General features: G+C 41.8%; 15 protein-coding genes, 2 pseudogenes and 1 riboswitch. Of the genes and pseudogenes, 5 read left to right on the forward strand and 12 right to left on the reverse strand.

The window, feature by feature from the left end; translation table 11 throughout:
- Positions 1–146 (forward strand): annotated as a pseudogene (locus KO087_RS08970) (IS30 family transposase); the annotation flags it as partial.
- Between the two features lie 234 nt (positions 147–380).
- On the opposite strand, the gene KO087_RS08975 reads toward KO087_RS08970, so the two are convergent.
- From KO087_RS08975 to KO087_RS08995, 5 genes are read right to left on the reverse strand one after another with little or no spacing between them, the layout of a single operon-like run.
- Positions 381–614: a transcriptional regulator gene (locus tag KO087_RS08975; RefSeq protein ID WP_068369046.1), complete on the reverse strand. Its 234-nt coding sequence runs from the start codon at positions 612–614 to the stop codon at positions 381–383.
- A 12-nt stretch (positions 615–626) separates the two neighbouring features.
- Positions 627–2648 (reverse strand): ferrous iron transport protein B, encoded by a 2022-nt coding sequence (feoB, locus tag KO087_RS08980; protein ID WP_215508902.1) that lies wholly within the window; start codon positions 2646–2648, stop codon positions 627–629.
- 3 nt (positions 2649–2651) lie between these two features.
- Positions 2652–2876, reverse strand: a complete 225-nt coding sequence (locus tag KO087_RS08985; protein ID WP_002416391.1) for a FeoA family protein — start codon at positions 2874–2876, stop codon at positions 2652–2654.
- Complete coding sequence (locus tag KO087_RS08990) at positions 2863–4611, reverse strand: ABC transporter ATP-binding protein (protein WP_215508903.1); 1749 nt, start codon at positions 4609–4611, stop codon at positions 2863–2865. The genes KO087_RS08985 and KO087_RS08990 overlap by 14 nt, the downstream gene beginning before the upstream one ends.
- Entirely contained in the window at positions 4604–6370 is a 1767-nt protein-coding gene (locus KO087_RS08995; RefSeq protein WP_215508904.1) for an ABC transporter ATP-binding protein, read from the reverse strand. Before KO087_RS08995 ends, KO087_RS08990 begins: the two co-directional genes overlap by 8 nt.
- A 216-nt stretch (positions 6371–6586) precedes the next feature.
- Between KO087_RS08995 and KO087_RS09000 the strand changes: the two genes are divergently transcribed.
- Together KO087_RS09000 and KO087_RS09010 are read left to right on the forward strand one after the other, a co-directional pair.
- The gene (locus KO087_RS09000; RefSeq protein WP_215508905.1) at positions 6587–7558 is read left to right on the forward strand and encodes a helix-turn-helix transcriptional regulator; all 972 of its coding nucleotides are present in this window, start codon (positions 6587–6589) and stop codon (positions 7556–7558) included.
- A gap of 352 nt (positions 7559–7910) precedes the next feature.
- Positions 7911–8840 (forward strand): annotated as a pseudogene (locus KO087_RS09010) (IS30 family transposase).
- A 97-nt stretch (positions 8841–8937) separates the two neighbouring features.
- On the opposite strand, the gene KO087_RS09015 reads toward KO087_RS09010, so the two are convergent.
- The 5 genes from KO087_RS09015 to ribD all read right to left on the reverse strand — a co-directional run bounded on the left by KO087_RS09015 (position 8938) and on the right by ribD (position 12977).
- The gene (locus KO087_RS09015; RefSeq protein WP_251375014.1) at positions 8938–9363 is read right to left on the reverse strand and encodes a hypothetical protein; all 426 of its coding nucleotides are present in this window, start codon (positions 9361–9363) and stop codon (positions 8938–8940) included.
- Between the two features lie 202 nt (positions 9364–9565).
- Positions 9566–10027 (reverse strand): 6,7-dimethyl-8-ribityllumazine synthase, encoded by a 462-nt coding sequence (gene ribH, locus KO087_RS09020; RefSeq protein WP_215508906.1) that lies wholly within the window; start codon positions 10025–10027, stop codon positions 9566–9568.
- On the reverse strand, positions 10024–11262 hold the full coding sequence (locus tag KO087_RS09025) for a bifunctional 3,4-dihydroxy-2-butanone-4-phosphate synthase/GTP cyclohydrolase II (protein ID WP_215508907.1): 1239 nt from the start codon (positions 11260–11262) through the stop codon (positions 10024–10026). Before KO087_RS09025 ends, ribH begins: the two co-directional genes overlap by 4 nt.
- A gap of 9 nt (positions 11263–11271) precedes the next feature.
- Positions 11272–11910, reverse strand: coding sequence for a riboflavin synthase (locus KO087_RS09030; RefSeq protein ID WP_215508908.1), 639 nt, complete (start codon positions 11908–11910; stop codon positions 11272–11274).
- A complete protein-coding gene (ribD, locus tag KO087_RS09035) occupies positions 11892–12977 on the reverse strand; it encodes a bifunctional diaminohydroxyphosphoribosylaminopyrimidine deaminase/5-amino-6-(5-phosphoribosylamino)uracil reductase RibD (protein WP_215508909.1) in 1086 nt (361 codons plus the stop codon). The genes KO087_RS09030 and ribD overlap by 19 nt, the downstream gene beginning before the upstream one ends.
- 76 nt (positions 12978–13053) lie before the next feature.
- A riboswitch (FMN riboswitch) is annotated at positions 13054–13168 on the reverse strand.
- A gap of 184 nt (positions 13169–13352) precedes the next feature.
- On the opposite strand from ribD, the gene KO087_RS09040 reads away from it, so the two are divergent.
- Both KO087_RS09040 and KO087_RS09045 read left to right on the forward strand, forming a co-directional pair.
- Entirely contained in the window at positions 13353–13892 is a 540-nt protein-coding gene (locus KO087_RS09040) for an RNA polymerase sigma factor (protein WP_215508910.1), read from the forward strand.
- Positions 13885–14721, forward strand: a complete 837-nt coding sequence (locus tag KO087_RS09045; protein ID WP_215508911.1) for a hypothetical protein — start codon at positions 13885–13887, stop codon at positions 14719–14721. Before KO087_RS09040 ends, KO087_RS09045 begins: the two co-directional genes overlap by 8 nt.
- 55 nt (positions 14722–14776) lie before the next feature.
- On the opposite strand, the gene KO087_RS09050 is transcribed toward KO087_RS09045, so the two are convergent.
- On the reverse strand, positions 14777–15517 hold the full coding sequence (locus KO087_RS09050; protein WP_215508912.1) for an alpha/beta fold hydrolase: 741 nt from the start codon (positions 15515–15517) through the stop codon (positions 14777–14779).
- Between the two features lie 197 nt (positions 15518–15714).
- Positions 15715–15938: transposase (locus KO087_RS09055; protein ID WP_215508547.1), on the reverse strand; the 224-nt coding region annotated here is incomplete at its 5' end.

The raw sequence follows: 15938 nt of genomic DNA on the forward strand, positions 1-15938 counted from the left end.
AATACTTTCCAAAAACGAAAGATATTGACCAATCAGATAGCTATATTGAAGCGAAAATAAAAGAGATCAATCGTCGCCCGCGTAAATGCTTAAACTGGAAAACGCCCTATGAAGTTTACCATTCAGTAGAGTTGCACTTGACTTGACAATTCAAGAGACAAAAAAAGGAGGACTTCTGCACATAGGCATAAAAAGTCCTCTAAAATGAACGAAACCCGTTCTTTCCTTAATTGTATTTAATTGTTTAGACGAGTGAGTATATGAAAAGACTGACAGATATAAAGTCTATAGAAAAAAGGGCTATTTTTATTGCGACTTATTATTTGAAATAAACATATAGACTTTCCCATTTTATTCCTCCATTTATTTGCCGTTTATTATCAATCTTTTACAATCCAAATATCATCTTGATTAACAACACAATTCGAGCATCCCAAACATTGACTTTGGCATTTACTTGTTGCAGACCTTTTAGTTTTTACCAAATATCCATTATTTTCAAGATATTCAATTTTCATTTTTACACTATCTAAATCCTCACCTGTCAGTTCAGCAAGTTCTTGCAAAGTGCAAGTCTTTTTCTTTTTCAATACTTCTAATAGTTGTATAAGCATACTTATCACACCTTAAAAAATCAGTAGTCCAATATGATACGCCACACAAGATATAATTAGAGCCGATAATATATAATACAGTGCTATTTTTATCGTCCATTTTTTTGAATGTGTTTCTTGTGCGGTAGCTGCAAGAGCCATCAAACAAGGCATATTGAAGAAAAAGGCAAAAGTAAATGCTAAGGCTTCCGGCTTTGAAATCATTGTCAACATATTATTGCTTAGAATAGCGGTATCTACTGTCCCTTTAACCTCAACTGCATGCCATATTCCTGAAGAAGTAAATAATGATGCCATTACTCCTAATGCCGATTCTTTTCCCATTGCAGAAGCAACAAAAGCCATAAATAATTGCCATGGTAACCCAAACAATTTTGTTACAGGCTCTATAAATGTTCCTACTTTATAAATAAGGCTGTTAGCTATATTTCCATCAGCCGTATAGGCAAGAATCCAAAATATAACAGAAATAAGGATAATGATACTCAATGCCCTTTTCAGTACATTTCCCATCCTATTCATTACAGAAGAAAATAAATTTTTCCAATGTGGCTTGTGATATGGTGGAAGTTCCATAATCATTCCAAAATGTTCACTTCCCTCATAAAGCGATTTTCTAAAAATCCTATATGTGATTAGCAAATGTAGAAAAGCAACTGCAAATAGGCTTAATATCACAAATACTGCCTGTTTTCCGAAGAATGTTCCTGTAACAAGCCCGACTACTCCCCATGTTGACCCGCAAGGGACTACCCAAGATAATGCAATCGTCATAACCCTCTGTCCCCATGAATCAATTACTCTCGTTCCTGTGATTCCACCTATATTACAACCGAAACTTAACAAGAACGGCATAATTGCTTTTCCTTGCAATCCTAATTTCGACATAGTGTTGTCAAAGACATAGGAAACTCTTGCCATATATCCTACATCTTCCAAGAATCCAAATACTAAACTAATTCCCAATACATAACTTGCCATTTGCAATGCAAAAGTAATTGCAGTCATTACGGCTCCACACAAAAGTGAAATCAGCCAATTTGATACTCCAATGGCGACAAGCCCCTTTGCCAACAATGTTGATATTTTAGGTATAACAAACCCAAATAACCCCATTAGCGGAAATCCGATGAGCATAGAAGCAACTAATCCTAAAATGATAACTCCGATAGCCATAGGTTTTCCGAAAGCTTTACTTGTGGCTATACGATCAAATTTGCTTCTCTTAAATACTCTCTTTTTCTGAATAACATTTGCATTGATAAGTTTATCTATCCAATCGAATTTGCAATTACCGGTTATCAGATTCCCATTTTTGATGCCTCTTAATATATCCTCTATTTCTTTAAATTTGTATTCATCAACATTATCTTTTACCAATTCGATTACTTTCACATCTTGATCGAATAATTTCCCGACAATCCATGATTTTGAAAATACGCCTATCCCTTCATCAGGAATGTAATTTTTCAGCAATTTATATTTATCTCCGGCGGCACTTTCATATGCTCTTTCAAAATTATTGTCTGCTAAAATCCTTCCGCTGTCTGAACGCTCCAGAAAAGCATAAAACTCTTTGTATTCCTTTTTATCTGCCGCAACGATAGGAATGACAGGTATATTCAAGGATTTTTGTAACCCCTTTATATTTATATTTTTCCCTTGACTTGTAGCAACATCCATCATGTTCATGATTAAGACAACCGGAATATTTATTCCAATGTAGTCAGAGAGCATAAATAGACTTCGATTTAATTGTGAAGCATCTGCCATAATAGCAATTAGGTCTGCGTTCCCGGTTTCTATATATTCTCTTGTTATAACTTCTTCCTCTGAATTTGCTGATAATCCGTAAGTTCCTGGTAAATCCACAATCGTATAATTGGTATCTTTATACGAAAATTCGCCTTCTTTTTTCTCAACGGTTTTACCCGGCCAATTTCCAACATGTTGATTTGAGCCTGTCAACCCATTAAACAAAGTCGATTTTCCAGAATTAGGCTGCCCCAGCAAAGCAATCGTTATTTTCTTCATATCTCAAAGTACCTCCATCATTATTTTCTCTGCCTCTATCTTATTGACAGCTATCATCGTATCTCTACAATAAATGAGAATAGGTTGCTTTTTATAATTCTGGATAACTTCAACATCGCTTCCGACAGTTATTCCGATAGATATTATTCTGCTTTGAAAATGTGTATCACCAATAATTTCAACAACTTTACCTTTTGTCTTTTCTTTCAAAGTACTAAGCCTCTCCATAACTATTCTCCTTTATCATCCACTTTTTCGCTCTTTCCTGTGTATTTACCATTTCATAGTAATGTCCTTTTTTTCCATATAGTTCATTATGATTTCCTTGTTCTTCAATTCTTCCGTTATTTATCAAAATAATTTGATTAGCATTTTTAATGGTATTCAATCTGTGAGCAATAACAAAAACTGTCTTTCCTTGCATTAAATGCTCCAAAGCATTATTGATTTTAGCTTCATTATCAGGATCAAGAGAAGCTGTAGATTCATCCAACAAAAGAATTGGTGCATCCTTCAGAATCGCTCTTGCAATAGCAATCCTTTGTCGTTCACCGCCGGATAATGTACTTCCTCCATCTTTTATTTCCGTTTCATATCCATCCTTCATTTTCAAAATAAATTCATGGCAACAAGCTAATTTTGCAGCTTGATAAACTTCTTCCTTTGTTGCATTAGGTTTTCCAACCCTGATATTGTTATAAACAGTATCGGTTAACAGTACATTATCTTGAAAAACCTGACTAACATATTTAAGCAACACATCAGGTTTTATGGATTTTATATTTTTTCCACCAATTATAATTTCTCCGCTGTTCACATCCCAAAACCTTGCAATCAAATTGGCAATTGTGGTTTTTCCTCCACCGGAAGGACCGATTAAAGCTGTACAAGTCCCCTCTTTTGCTTCAAAAGAAATATTGTTCAGAATCGTTTTATTTCTATCATAAGAAAAATTTACATTCTTAAATTGAATATCAAAATTTTCTAATTCAACTTCATTTTCAGAATAAGGCAATGGCTTCGTTTCATAAGCTTTCTCAAGATTACTTGCAGCTAATTTCAAATCTTTCAATAGTCCATAGGAATGTTGAAAGGCAATAAGAAGTGCAGATAATGCTAAACTCATAAGCATAAAAGCTACAAACTGTTCAGTTTTAACACTACCATCTATAAGCAAATATCCTCCTATAAGAAGAACTATCGGAAGCAAAAAGTTAACTGTGATAAAGTACATACTTGTAGGTAACGCCATTTTCTTTTCTGCGTTTACGCTTGTCTTTCTAACATTTTCAAGTGTATTTATCATTCTTTCAAAATGTTCACTTGTCATATTAGCTGACTTAAACGCTTTCATACCTTGAATGTACTCTAAAATAATAGAAATCATCTTAGAATTTAAATTTCTTTTTCTTGCCCCGTATTTTTCTATCAATTTGTTGCCCCATATCAACATAGGATATGCGATAAGCAATACTAAACACTCTAATAATGCGAGCTTCCAATCGATAAAAAATGTGCCTAATAAAATCAATATTGCTGTAACTGCTGTTTTAATAACCGATGGCAAGGTGTGCGTTATGATCAGTTCAAAACTACTCAAATCCTTTGTAAGAGTTGATAATAGATAACCACTACTATTTTTTTGGAAATGACCAAGGCTCAAACTCCTATAATGATTTGCTAAATCCAAACGCATATCTCCACACATTTCAGCTCCTCTTGAAAAGCTCAAATAGTATGCATGCCTATAAATCAGTATCCTTGCAATCATACTGATGAAACATATTACCGTATATTCTATGATTAAGGTTTTAGTTAATGTATTCTGCAATATACTAACTACGGTAAAATAGAGCATTAAATACAAAACAATGCTTCCTATCGAATCAATAACCATTAGAAAAATCGGTAAATACAATTTTTCTTTTTTATCTTTCAGAAGTGTTCTAATAATCTTAAGCATTTGTACTTACCCCCTCTCCAAAGTAATCTTTTGTGTATGTATTCCACATACTTTCATAGACCCCTTTTCTTTCTAAAAGAGTTTTATGTGTTCCAACCTCTACGACTTCCCCTTCATCAAATACAACAATTTGATCTGCATTCTTAATAGTATGCAAACGATGAGCAATCATAATGATTGTTTTATTTTTCAACAAGTTTTGAAGTGCTAACTGTATCTGATACTCATTTTCTATATCTGAATAGGAAGTTGCTTCATCAAAAATAATAATTGGAGAATCTTTGAGTATTGCCCTTGCGATTGAGATTCTTTGTTGCTGTCCACCTGACAATTTCACCCCTTGATCCCCGATTCTTGTCTGATATCCATTCGGTAAACTCATAATAAAGTCATGAATTTGTGCTGCTTTTGCAGCCTCAATAATCTTATTTTCATCTGCATCTGTTCCCATACGAATATTCTCATAGAGAGTGTCCTCCAAAAGAAATACATCTTGAAAAACAAATGATGTAATATCCATCAAATTATCTATTTTTAATTCATTGATCGGTATGTCGTTAATTTTAATTGCTCCACTTGTTACATCCCAGTACCTCCCAATCAATTGTGCAGCAGTTGTCTTGCCTGCACCGGAAGGTCCCACAAAAGCATTTATTGTATTCGGTTTTAAGGATAAATTTATATGTTGTAATGCTTTATTTTTTGTTTCTTCATCGTCATAACTGAAAGTAACGTCTTTAAAATCTATTTTCATACACTCATTCTTGTTTATGATTTTTGTTCCGTCTTTCAATTCATCCATATCCATTATTTTTTTTATGTTATCCAATCCGCTTCCAAGCTCCATAGATTGCATAAAGATTGTTACCATATTTAAGAACGAAACAAAAAAGCACATTGTAAGCATAATAAACAGTAAATAGGATGTTGCTGATAAAGAATTTCTCAAAAAGAAATATCCTCCGAACGGCAATGTAAATAAGATTGCTGAATCCAAAACCACTAAAGTTATTGATAAAGGATAGCAAGAACTCATACACATCTTTTTCCAACAAGTAATATACGCATTCAATGAGCTTCTATATTGTTCAAATTTTTCTGCTGTTAAATGATACATTTTTATTACAGGCATAGCCTTTATAAATTCGTTTGCCGAAGCATTTAAATCAGCAATATCTTCGGATAGCTCCGTTGACATATCCGGATAATTTTTCATTAGCATCATAGGAATTCCTAATCCCAAAATCATAGGAATAAGCATAACAAGTGCCATCATCCAATTTAATTTCAACATGAAAATGAACATAATAACCGGAACAACTGCTACCTGAGCTAATTCCAAAGTGCTATGAGCCAAAAAATTTTCAACTCTATCTACATCATCAAACAACAATGTTTTAATTTCTCCGGGGGCATGCTCTTGAAAGAATCCCAAATTAAATTTTGAAATATGATTTACAACTTTCAGCTTAATTCTGTGTATTGTGTTAAAAGCTGCTGTATGAGATAAAATGCCCGCAAAGGACATTAGTATTGCTTGCAAAACAGCACTTATAATTCCTATACCTGCCCACATTAAAATTTCTGTATACGAAATGTTTTTCTGGAATATCATTAGTAATATCTTATAAACTACAAAATAAGGAACTAATGATAAAGCCGCAGAAATGACAGATAAAAACATTCCTAAATGTAGCTTTTTTCTCTCATCTTTTGCTAATTGGAATACATAAGATATCCCTGTCTTCTTTTTTTCCATTAGTTATTCCATCTCCTTTCCTGACCGTTAGCTATATCTAACTAACTACATTTATTATAAAGCTAATTTTTTATAACTCAAAATCTAACCATGAATTTCGGCATTCCTTGTAATCCCTTTATTTGTAAGCTTTTCATCAGTATTTCTATTTACGTTTTTATAAATTTGTGATATAATTAAATAAATTCGTGATATTAAAAGAGGTAGGTGGAATAAATGGAAACAACAGTTATTGATTATTTAACAAACTTAGTACATGGCGCTCCTTTTACTCCTGTTCCAACTTTATCAACTGAAAACAAACAACTCTTTCAAATAGATCCAAATTTTGGCAAAGGTACTTTTCGCATACTAAAATTTGACAGCAGTTTAATTCTAATTTTAATTGCTGACTTTACTCCAAATGAAACACTTGAAAAAATAACTGAAGTATCTGAAAAGTATTTAGAGATTAGTCAATTTGAAACAGAAAGTAGCTCATTTAAAGTTGGTGGAAGGAAGTTAAATAATGTAGAAAAAGGTATCTATTGCTACTTAAATACAGAAAAGAAAACTTATACCTATTGTGAGGCAAATAAGCCTGTAAAGTTTACGAAAATAATCCTAACCAAAGAATACTTTGATACTTTCTTAAAATTAAAATATGATGATTTTGAATATGAAAAAGCAAAGATTCTTAATTCTTATTTGTTAAAAACTCAAAATTCTCCGCAGTTGAATTTTATATTTCAACAGATAAGAGAGTCCCAAGCTGAAGGAAAGATTTTGCCTTTATATTTGGAAGGCAAAGTTATGGAACTATTATCTATCATAATTACAGGGTTAGAAGAAAAGGAAAAAAATATATCCGTTGTCTTAACTAAAAAAGATAAGCAAAATCTGAAAAGGGCTGTATCGGCTATGAAAAAAGATTTATCGGTTCATATTGACGGACTTGAACTCTCTAAAATTGCTTTAATGAGTCCTGCACGATTTCAATTAGCTTTTCGCAAATACTACGGTGTTCCTCCCTACGAGTACTTAAAAGAATTAAGGCTTAATAAGGCATTATTATTGCTGAAAAATCCTGAGTATAAAATATCTACGATAGCAGAAAAAGTTGGCTATACACACACAGGACATTTTGCTAAAATATTCAAATCAACTTATGGAATCACACCAAGTAAATATAGAAGTACGATTACATAACCTAATATTAGAATTCAGTGTGTGCTTAACGCTTGCTATCTAATTTATTCTTTTGAGCAAGCACAGTAAGTGTACGGACACTTACGGAAAAATTGACGAAGCAGCCCTTGGGGATCTGCTTCTTTTTTTATCAAATTTTAGCTTGTTAGGGAGAACTCTAAGACCCCGAAATACATTCAAAGGAGGAACTAACTATGGCAAATAGAATAAGAAACGAAAGACTTGAAATTAAACTAACTGAAGAAGAAAAGGCTCTTTTTGAACTTGAATTTACAATCTAAGTGCAACAAAAAATGATTCACCGTTTTCTGGTAAAATTATGTCGACGAAAACCAATCAACCAGGAGGAACGATGAATCATTATTCTCATTTTACACTAAAAGAGCGTGAGTTGCTAAAGCATTATATGGATATTGGCCTAAATCAATCTGAAGTCGCAACAAAGTTAGGGCGCAGCAAATCGTCAATTAGCCGTGAGTTAAAGAGAAACTCTGTAGAAGGAAGTTATTTACCTTATGACGCACAGGCACTTTATGCCACCGGAAGAAAAGCTTGTCGCCCTCATAAGAAGTTGGACGATACCGTCCTTTTCCAAAAGATAAAGTCGTTATTCTTAGAGCATCAGTGGTCGCTGGAACAGATCGCTGCCCGTTTAAAATACGAAGAGAGTGTTTATAGCATTAGCTTCTCCACGATTTATCGAGCCATTTATTCCGGCCTTTTTGACGAGCCGAATCTCTCTAGGGGCAATAGAGGATGCATTAGGAAACTAAGACATCGCGGAAAAACAAGACACACGAAATCCTATGAAGAAAGACGCGGTAAAATTCCAATCACCAATCCCATATCCGATCGACCGGAGGCAGCTGAAAAAAGAGAGCGCTTAGGTGACTGGGAAGCGGATACGGTGGCAGGTAAAACCGGCAGGGCATGCCTACTCACATTGACCGACAGAAAAAGTCGCTACCTACTTTGTTAGAAAATTCCAAAGAAGAACGCTCAATGTGTTAAGCAAGCCATGATTGAACTGTTGAAGGATGAACCCCTTCAAAGCATTACTCCTGATAGAGGGAAAGAATTCTCAAAGCATCCTGAAGTCTCCCAACAACTGTCTCTAGTTGAGTTCTATTTCCCACTGCCCCATCATCCATGGCAACGAGGGACCAACGAAAATACAAATGGTCTATTAAGAGAATACTTTCCAAAAACGAAAGATATTGACCAATCAGATAGCTATATTGAAGCGAAAATAAAAGAGATCAATCGTCGCCCGCGTAAATGATTAAACTGGAAAACGCCCTATGAAGTTTACCATTCAGTAGAGTTGCACTTGACTTGACAATTCAAGCGCAAAAAAAGCACCTGCCTCTGCAGATGCTTCACTCTTCGCCGACGGCTTTTGCATCGTAGCCCATGTAGTTGATCAAAAACAAAATCCCCGCCAGAGCCAGTGCCGTCCCGAGGCCCGTGTAGAAAAAGGCGATAAAGCCGTCGGGCATGAGATTCAGTACGCGAATGGTGATGCCGAAAGTCATCATACACCCCATAATCAGGAAGGATTTTTTATCGAAGAAATTCCACGGCCGCTTGTACTCTTCTTCGTAGCCGTGAATGCGGAACACGTGCTTTTCCACCAACGGATGAAAGACTTTCGTCCAAAACAAGATAAATATGACGGCAGACAGGCCCAGATTTAAATGGCTGAAGGCGTGGGCGTACGCTTGAAGGCCGATTTTTAATACATTCCCCCCGGCCAAGGACCAAATCACGCCGGCCAGTAATAATAAGGTTCTCTTTTTTACCACGATGTCATCTCCTTATGCTTGCGCCGATGGCGCGGCCTCTGTTTCTGAATCAGTTTCTAACTCAGTGACACATTGTCACTTTCATTATACCCTTTTTTGAAAGAAAATCGTGGCTTTTTAAAATTATTTTATACAAAAACGCCTCCTGAAGCAGGAGGCGCTTGTTTCATTCCGCAGAGCAAATGCCCACGGATTTTTTCTGTTACATGGCGTCGAAGAGATCCACCATTTCCAACACGCTCATGGCGGTGTCGTAGCCCTTGTTGCCGCTCTTGGTGCCGGCCCGTTCGATGGCCTGTTCGATGTTTTCCGTGGTGACGATGCCGAAACCGACGGGAAGGCCGGTGTCCAAGGTGATCTTTGCAATGCCCTTGGAGACTTCGTTGCAGACGTAGTCGTAGTGGGTGGTGGCGCCGCGAATCACGGCACCGAGGCAAATGACGCCGTCGTAGTTGCCGGACTCGGCAAGCTTTTGCGCCGCCAAGGGAATTTCAAATGCCCCCGGCACCTTGACGAGGGTAATGTCCTCGTCTTTTACTTCGTGGCGCAGCAAGCAGTCCAGGGCGCCGTCCACCAATTTCGAGGTGATAAAGTCGTTAAAACGGCTGACGACAATGGCAAATTTACGATCCTTACCCGTCAGCATGCCTTCAATAATGTTCATTGTTTTGCCTCCTTGTGTCCATGTTCATGGCAATTGCAACCGAATTCGTGCAAGTAGTGGTTCATTTTCTTTGCTTTGGTTTCCAAATAGAAGTGGTCGTTTTCGTGGGATTTTATTTCAATGGGTACGCGTTCCACAATTTCCAATCCGTATTGTTCCAGGTGGTACACCTTGTCGGGATTGTTGGTTAAAAGACGCATCTTCGTCACGCCGAGATCTTTTAAAATTTGCGCGCCGATGTAATATTCCCTGGCATCTTCCGGGAAGCCTAAAGCCACATTGGCTTCCACCGTGTCCATGCCTTGATCTTGAAGGGCGTAGGCTTTGAGCTTATTCAAAAGACCGATGCCTCTTCCCTCTTGACGCATGTAAAGCACGATGCCGTTGCCTTCTTCCTCCACTTGCATCATGGCACGTTGCAATTGATCGCCGCAATCGCAGCGCATAGAACCGAAGGCATCGCCGGTTAAACACTCGGAGTGAACGCGGGTTAAAATGGCGTCCTCTTTTGTAATGTCGCCTTTGATCAGGGCCACGTGGTGTTCGCCGTTTAAGGTGTTTTTGTAGCCCACGGCTTTAAAATGACCGTACTTCGTTGGCATGTCCGCTTCGGCTACCCGTTCGATAAGGCGGTCGTGGGTCTTTCTGTATTCTTTTAATAACTCGATATTAATGAGGGGGACGTTTAATTCCTTTGCCAGTTCGCAGATGCGGTCCCGCTGCATCATTTCCCCGTTATCCTCCATGATTTCACAGCAAAGACCCACCTCCGTTAAACCGGCGAGGCGCAATAAATCCACGGTGCCTTCCGTGTGGCCTTCACGCTCCAATACCCCGCCGGGCTTGGCGATAAGAGGAAACATATGGCCCGGGCGGCGGAAGTCTTCAGCTTTCGAATTGGGATCGGCGGCCATGCGGGCGGTTATAGCCCTCTCCACGGCACTGATCCCCGTGGTGGTGTCCACGTGGTCGATGGTGACGGTAAAAGCCGTTTCGTGATTGTCCGTATTTTTATAAACCATGGGCTTTAAGTTCAGGCGATCCGCCTCTTTTTGGCTCATGGGCATACAGATCAGGCCTTTGGCGTAGGTAGCCATGGCATTTAATTGCTCCGTAGTGCAGGTTTCGGCGGCGACGATCATGTCCCCTTCGTTTTCACGGTCTTCCGCATCCACGGTAATGATCATCTTGCCGGCTTTCAGCGCGTCGATTGCTTCTTCAATTGTGTTCCACATAATTTCCTCCTAAAATCCATGCTTTCTTAAAAAATTCATATCCAGCGGGGAAGCTTCTTCCGCCACTTCACTTTGTCTCAATAAATACTTGCCCACAATGTCGAATTCCACGGTGATGGGATCGCCGGGCTTTAATGTGCCTAAATTGGTGGCGCGCAAGGTTTCCGGAATCAGGGACACGGAAAAATCATGTCGCCCGGCCCGCGCCAGGGTCAAGCTTACACCGTTTAAAGTGACCGAGCCTTGGGCCACAAAATAAGGCGCCCAAGTGGGTTCCACGGCGATGTGAAGGAGATAGCCCCCTTCCTTAGGCTCGATGCCCTGAACCTTTCCCACCGTGTCCACGTGGCCCTGGACGATGTGTCCGCCCATGCGGCTCGTGGGGAGCAGGGCCCGCTCCAAATTCACGGCACTGCCAGGCGTCAGTCGATCCAGTGCGGATTTTTTCGCCGTCACCGTCATCATGTCCGCCGTAAAGGTGTTCTCCGCCATGGAAGTCACTGTGAGGCAGACGCCGTTGGTGGCGATGGAATCGCCGATTTTCGTATCTTCAAGGACCCTTTCGGCCTTGACCCGCAGCACGATTTTCTCGCCCCGCTTCTCCAGAGCGGCCACGGTGCCCACTTCTTCTACGATTCCCGTAAACATCCTCTGACCCCTCCTACAAACAGGTCCGGCCCCAGCATCTTCACCTCATCAAAGACGAAATCTCGCCGTTCAGTAAGGGAAGCGATGGCCCGGCCCGCCACAACCTCTTTTCCGCCGCCGAACAAAGTAGGCGCCAGATAGAGGGCAAATTCATCCACTAAATCCTCGTCGATGAGGCTGCCGTGGAGGCGTCCGCCCCCTTCCACGAGAATGCGACCCATGTCCTTGGCGTACAAGTCTTTTAAAATGGCGGGAAGATCCAGCTTGCCCTTCTTCTCCTTCACCACTTCCACGACGACGCCACGATCTTTCAGGGCTTTGATCTTCGCCTCCTCCATGTGTACCGTATAGACAATGGTGGGCTGGGTGCCGTCGTAAACGTGATAATCCAAATCCACGGCGCCGCGGCGGTCCAAAATGATCCGCGTAGGATCGCCGCCTACGCCGCTTCGATTGGAAAGGCGGGGATTGTCTTTGATCACCGTGTTGGTGCCCACGAGAATCCCGTCTACCACGCCGCGAAGCTTGTGGCTGTCGTCTCTCGCCGCCTCGGAGGTGATCCATTGGCTTTCCCCCGTGTCCGTGGCGATTTTTCCGTCAACTGTGGCAGCAAATTTACAAATTACATAAGGCGTTTGGGTCATGATGCTGGTGAAAAAAGCGCGGTTCAGCCTTTGGCAGGCCCCTTCCAAGACGCCGACATCCACCTGAATCCCCGCTGCCTTTAAGGCGCCGACGCCGCGGCCCGCCACCTTTGGATTAGGATCCAAAGTGCCGACCACCACCCGTGCGATGCCGGCCTTTTCAATGGCCACGACACAGGGCGGCGTCTTGCCGTAGTGGGAACAGGGCTCCAGGGTCACGTACATGGTGCCGCCCTTCGGCGACTCCTCCACCTGCTTCAGACAATCCACCTCGGCGTGATCCAAGCCGAAGCCGTGGTGGTAGCCCTCGGCGATAATGCGCCCGTCTTTTACCAAGACCGCGCCGACCATGGGATTGGTCTTCGTTTTGCCCAATCCCTTTTTCGCAAGAGCCAATGCCCGATTCATATACTGCTCATCCATAAAGCCTCCTGCATAAAAAAAACCGAAGCACAATGCTTCGGAGTGACAACCAAATGAAAGACAACAAAAGTTGCCTTCGCTTCTTCTTTCATCCGGACTATACCGTCGGTATCGGAATTGCACCGATTCAATCAAAATGACTCGTGGACTTTACCACCGGTGAGGAATTGCACCTCGCCCCGAAGAATATATGAAGTTCAGGAAATGTTTTCCTTTCATTATGATACCACTTATAGCTTACCCTGTAAAGAGATTTTGTCGCCACACGGTTAAAATTTTCTCCCCCACTCGGTACAATAAATAAAACGAGAAAATTTTGTAATAAAGAACACCTTCCCGCGTATATACAAGTGAAAGGACAAGGAGGTGAAGCCAATGGATAAAACCACCGACATGCCGACGGTCATGGACGATGCAATTACATTTGAAGCCGTCTACGATCGCTACTTCGATCCCGTGTTTCGGTTCGTCACCTACCGCACCGGAAATCGGGAGGTGGCCAAGGATCTCACGGCGGATATTTTTCTCAAGGTCTACAAAAAATTTTCCGCCTACGATCCGAAAAAAGGCAGCTTCGAGGTATGGCTCTATACCATCGCCGGCAATCAAGTGAAAGACTACTACCGCAAAAAAAATCGCTTTCAATGGGTGCCCTTAATTGCGGCAAAGGATGTGGCCGAGGCGGATCCGGCCGCCGATGAATTAATGGAAAACAAAGAAGAACTCGCCTATCTGCGCCGGGCCGTGAAAAAATTGAAGCCGAGAGACCAATTGTTAATCAGCTACAAATTCGGCGCGGAGCTTTCCAACCAAACCATCGCCGAGCTTATGGACACGAACGCCAATCACGTGGGCGTCATGATCCACCGTTTGCTGAATCAGTTGCGAAAAGAAATGGAGGCCTATTATGAATGAAAATAAAAACCCCCACGATGACGTAAGCCAAAATCTAAAAAATCTCTACACCGCCGACGAAAAAGACAAACAGGAGGTCTATGCAAAAATGAAAAACAAACAACGAAAACAATATAAAAAGCCCGCCATTGCCGCGGCCTGCGCCCTTTTAATCGCCACCCTCCCCTTTACGAGCTTCGGCGGCGGCATCGTGAACACGGTGAAACAAGTCGTGAGCCCCTCGGGCCGCATCGTCATCAACGAAGACGAGCCGGCCGTGGCCATCCCCTTCCCCGAGGAATTAAAGGGAAAGGTCTTCGACAAAGAGGGAAATGAAATCACCGACTTCGAAGTCCTGAAAAAGGCAGAGCACGTCTACTCCAAAGACGGCCGGGAAATCGTGGGAAGCAATTACGACGAAGCCACCCGCACCGGCGAAGTCACCTTTGAGTACGCCGACGAAGTGAAAAAAGATACGGGCGACAAGGCCCCGGTGGAAGAAATCGCCAAAAAATTAAACTTCAATCCCCTGGTCTTTTCGGATAAATACAATTACGTGGAATCGGAAATCTTCGCCGAGCCGGGGACACTTTCCGATTACGTCGCCTTCACCTACGAAAAAGACGGCAAGACCATCTATATTAACGAACGGATCTCGTCTCCCGAAACCGCCTATGAAACCGGCGGCGAAGGCAAGATCTACGAAGTCAATGTGGACGGCGTGAAAGTCATCATTCAAGGCCGTGATGCCGACTTCGAACGAGACGGCCTCCTCGTCTCCATCTCCGCCGAAGGCGCGGACAAAGACGATCTCATCGCCATGGTAAAAGACTTGCATCTGTTAAAATAAATTGACCGCCGGATGATCCCGGCGGTTTCTTTATGGCAATTTTAGGGAATAACAATTAGTCCAAAAAACCGCGCAAAATTTCCCCGTAAGTCCTCGGCGCTTCGAAGAGCAATTGGCCGTGGCCCATGCCCTCAAAAACCTTCGATTCCATGTGAGGCAAGTAAGTTCGCAGCAATGCTTCGCTCTTTTTTGCCACGGGCTCCCCGCTGCCCCGCAAACACAACACAGGATTTGAAAATCGGCGAAGTCCTTCCGGAATCTCGTAACGATACAAATCCCGGCACGCATTTTTTACGCTGCGGCTCGTTACGCCGGGATAAACCATGGATCGGATGCTGTCGTTTCCCTTGCCCGTCAAGGGCGCCATGGCCCATTTTGGAATCCATTTTCCCTTTTGGATTCGCTCAACTCCCGTGGTGAAAGCCCAAGTGAGAGGCGCCGCGTACATGCCCATGGGATAGGCGACCACGCCGTCTAAAAAAAGGCGCTCGGCATTCAACCTGCCGCGGCCCACGAGCTCCACCGCCATGGTTGCCCCCATGGAAAAGCCGCAAAGCCCGTAAACCGCCCCATTCATTTCATGTAGAACAAAATCCTCGATGGCATCCACACTGGTCTTGAAAGACGAAAAATCCTCCGGCACATCCTCGCTGTGCCCCTCCAACTCCCATAAGATCACGTAGTAATCCCGTAAATAGGCGAGGAGCGGCTCAAAACACAACGTCGCCGACGACGCCAGCCCGTGAATAAACAAAAGCGACTTCCTCGCCTTGTCGCCGTAACTCAGGTAATGCATAAATCCCTTCTTTCGTCGTCATCGCCTTTTGTCCTTCATTCAAGACATATATACCGCAGCTGATGGGAGAAAAACTTTTTGGCAACAATAAACATCCCCCGGCGTAGCCGGGGGTTTTCCTTTTTCGGCCCAAAGGGCCTGCATTACTAGCTGCGCCTGAAGGGCGTCGGTGGTCTGCCCGTGCTAACGTTACTCGACTACCCCTTAAAGGGGTTCGCCGTGTCAAAGGTTAGTTGCTCACTTATTTGATCCTCTTTCAACTGGTTTTGTATATACTCTTGAATCTTTTTAGCATTTTTTCCCGCTGTATCGACGTAATAGCCTCGGCACCAAAACTGCCTTCCCCTATATTTAAATTTCATGTCTCCCCATCGTTCATAGATCATGATACTGCTCTTACCTTTTAGAAAGCCCATGAATG

It is taken from the genome of Peptoniphilus rachelemmaiella (genome assembly GCF_943169845.1).
GTDB classification, from domain to species: Bacteria; Bacillota; Clostridia; order Tissierellales; family Peptoniphilaceae; genus Aedoeadaptatus; species Aedoeadaptatus rachelemmaiella.

Bases quoted from the DNA above. Each gene is read 5' to 3' on its own strand.
- KO087_RS08975 (WP_068369046.1), bottom strand. From the start codon at position 614: ATGCTTATACAACTATTAGAAGTATTGAAAAAGAAAAAGACTTGCACT.
- feoB (WP_215508902.1), bottom strand. From the start codon at position 2,648: ATGAAGAAAATAACGATTGCTTTGCTGGGGCAGCCTAATTCTGGAAAA.
- KO087_RS08985 (WP_002416391.1), bottom strand. From the start codon at position 2,876: ATGGAGAGGCTTAGTACTTTGAAAGAAAAGACAAAAGGTAAAGTTGTT.
- KO087_RS08990 (WP_215508903.1), bottom strand. From the start codon at position 4,611: ATGCTTAAGATTATTAGAACACTTCTGAAAGATAAAAAAGAAAAATTG.
- KO087_RS08995 (WP_215508904.1), bottom strand. From the start codon at position 6,370: ATGGAAAAAAAGAAGACAGGGATATCTTATGTATTCCAATTAGCAAAA.
- KO087_RS09000 (WP_215508905.1), top strand. From the start codon at position 6,587: ATGGAAACAACAGTTATTGATTATTTAACAAACTTAGTACATGGCGCT.
- ribH (WP_215508906.1), bottom strand. From the start codon at position 10,027: ATGAACATTATTGAAGGCATGCTGACGGGTAAGGATCGTAAATTTGCC.
- KO087_RS09025 (WP_215508907.1), bottom strand. From the start codon at position 11,262: ATGTGGAACACAATTGAAGAAGCAATCGACGCGCTGAAAGCCGGCAAG.
- KO087_RS09030 (WP_215508908.1), bottom strand. From the start codon at position 11,910: ATGTTTACGGGAATCGTAGAAGAAGTGGGCACCGTGGCCGCTCTGGAG.
- ribD (WP_215508909.1), bottom strand. From the start codon at position 12,977: ATGGATGAGCAGTATATGAATCGGGCATTGGCTCTTGCGAAAAAGGGA.
- KO087_RS09040 (WP_215508910.1), top strand. From the start codon at position 13,353: ATGGATAAAACCACCGACATGCCGACGGTCATGGACGATGCAATTACA.
- KO087_RS09045 (WP_215508911.1), top strand. From the start codon at position 13,885: ATGAATGAAAATAAAAACCCCCACGATGACGTAAGCCAAAATCTAAAA.
- KO087_RS09050 (WP_215508912.1), bottom strand. From the start codon at position 15,517: ATGCATTACCTGAGTTACGGCGACAAGGCGAGGAAGTCGCTTTTGTTT.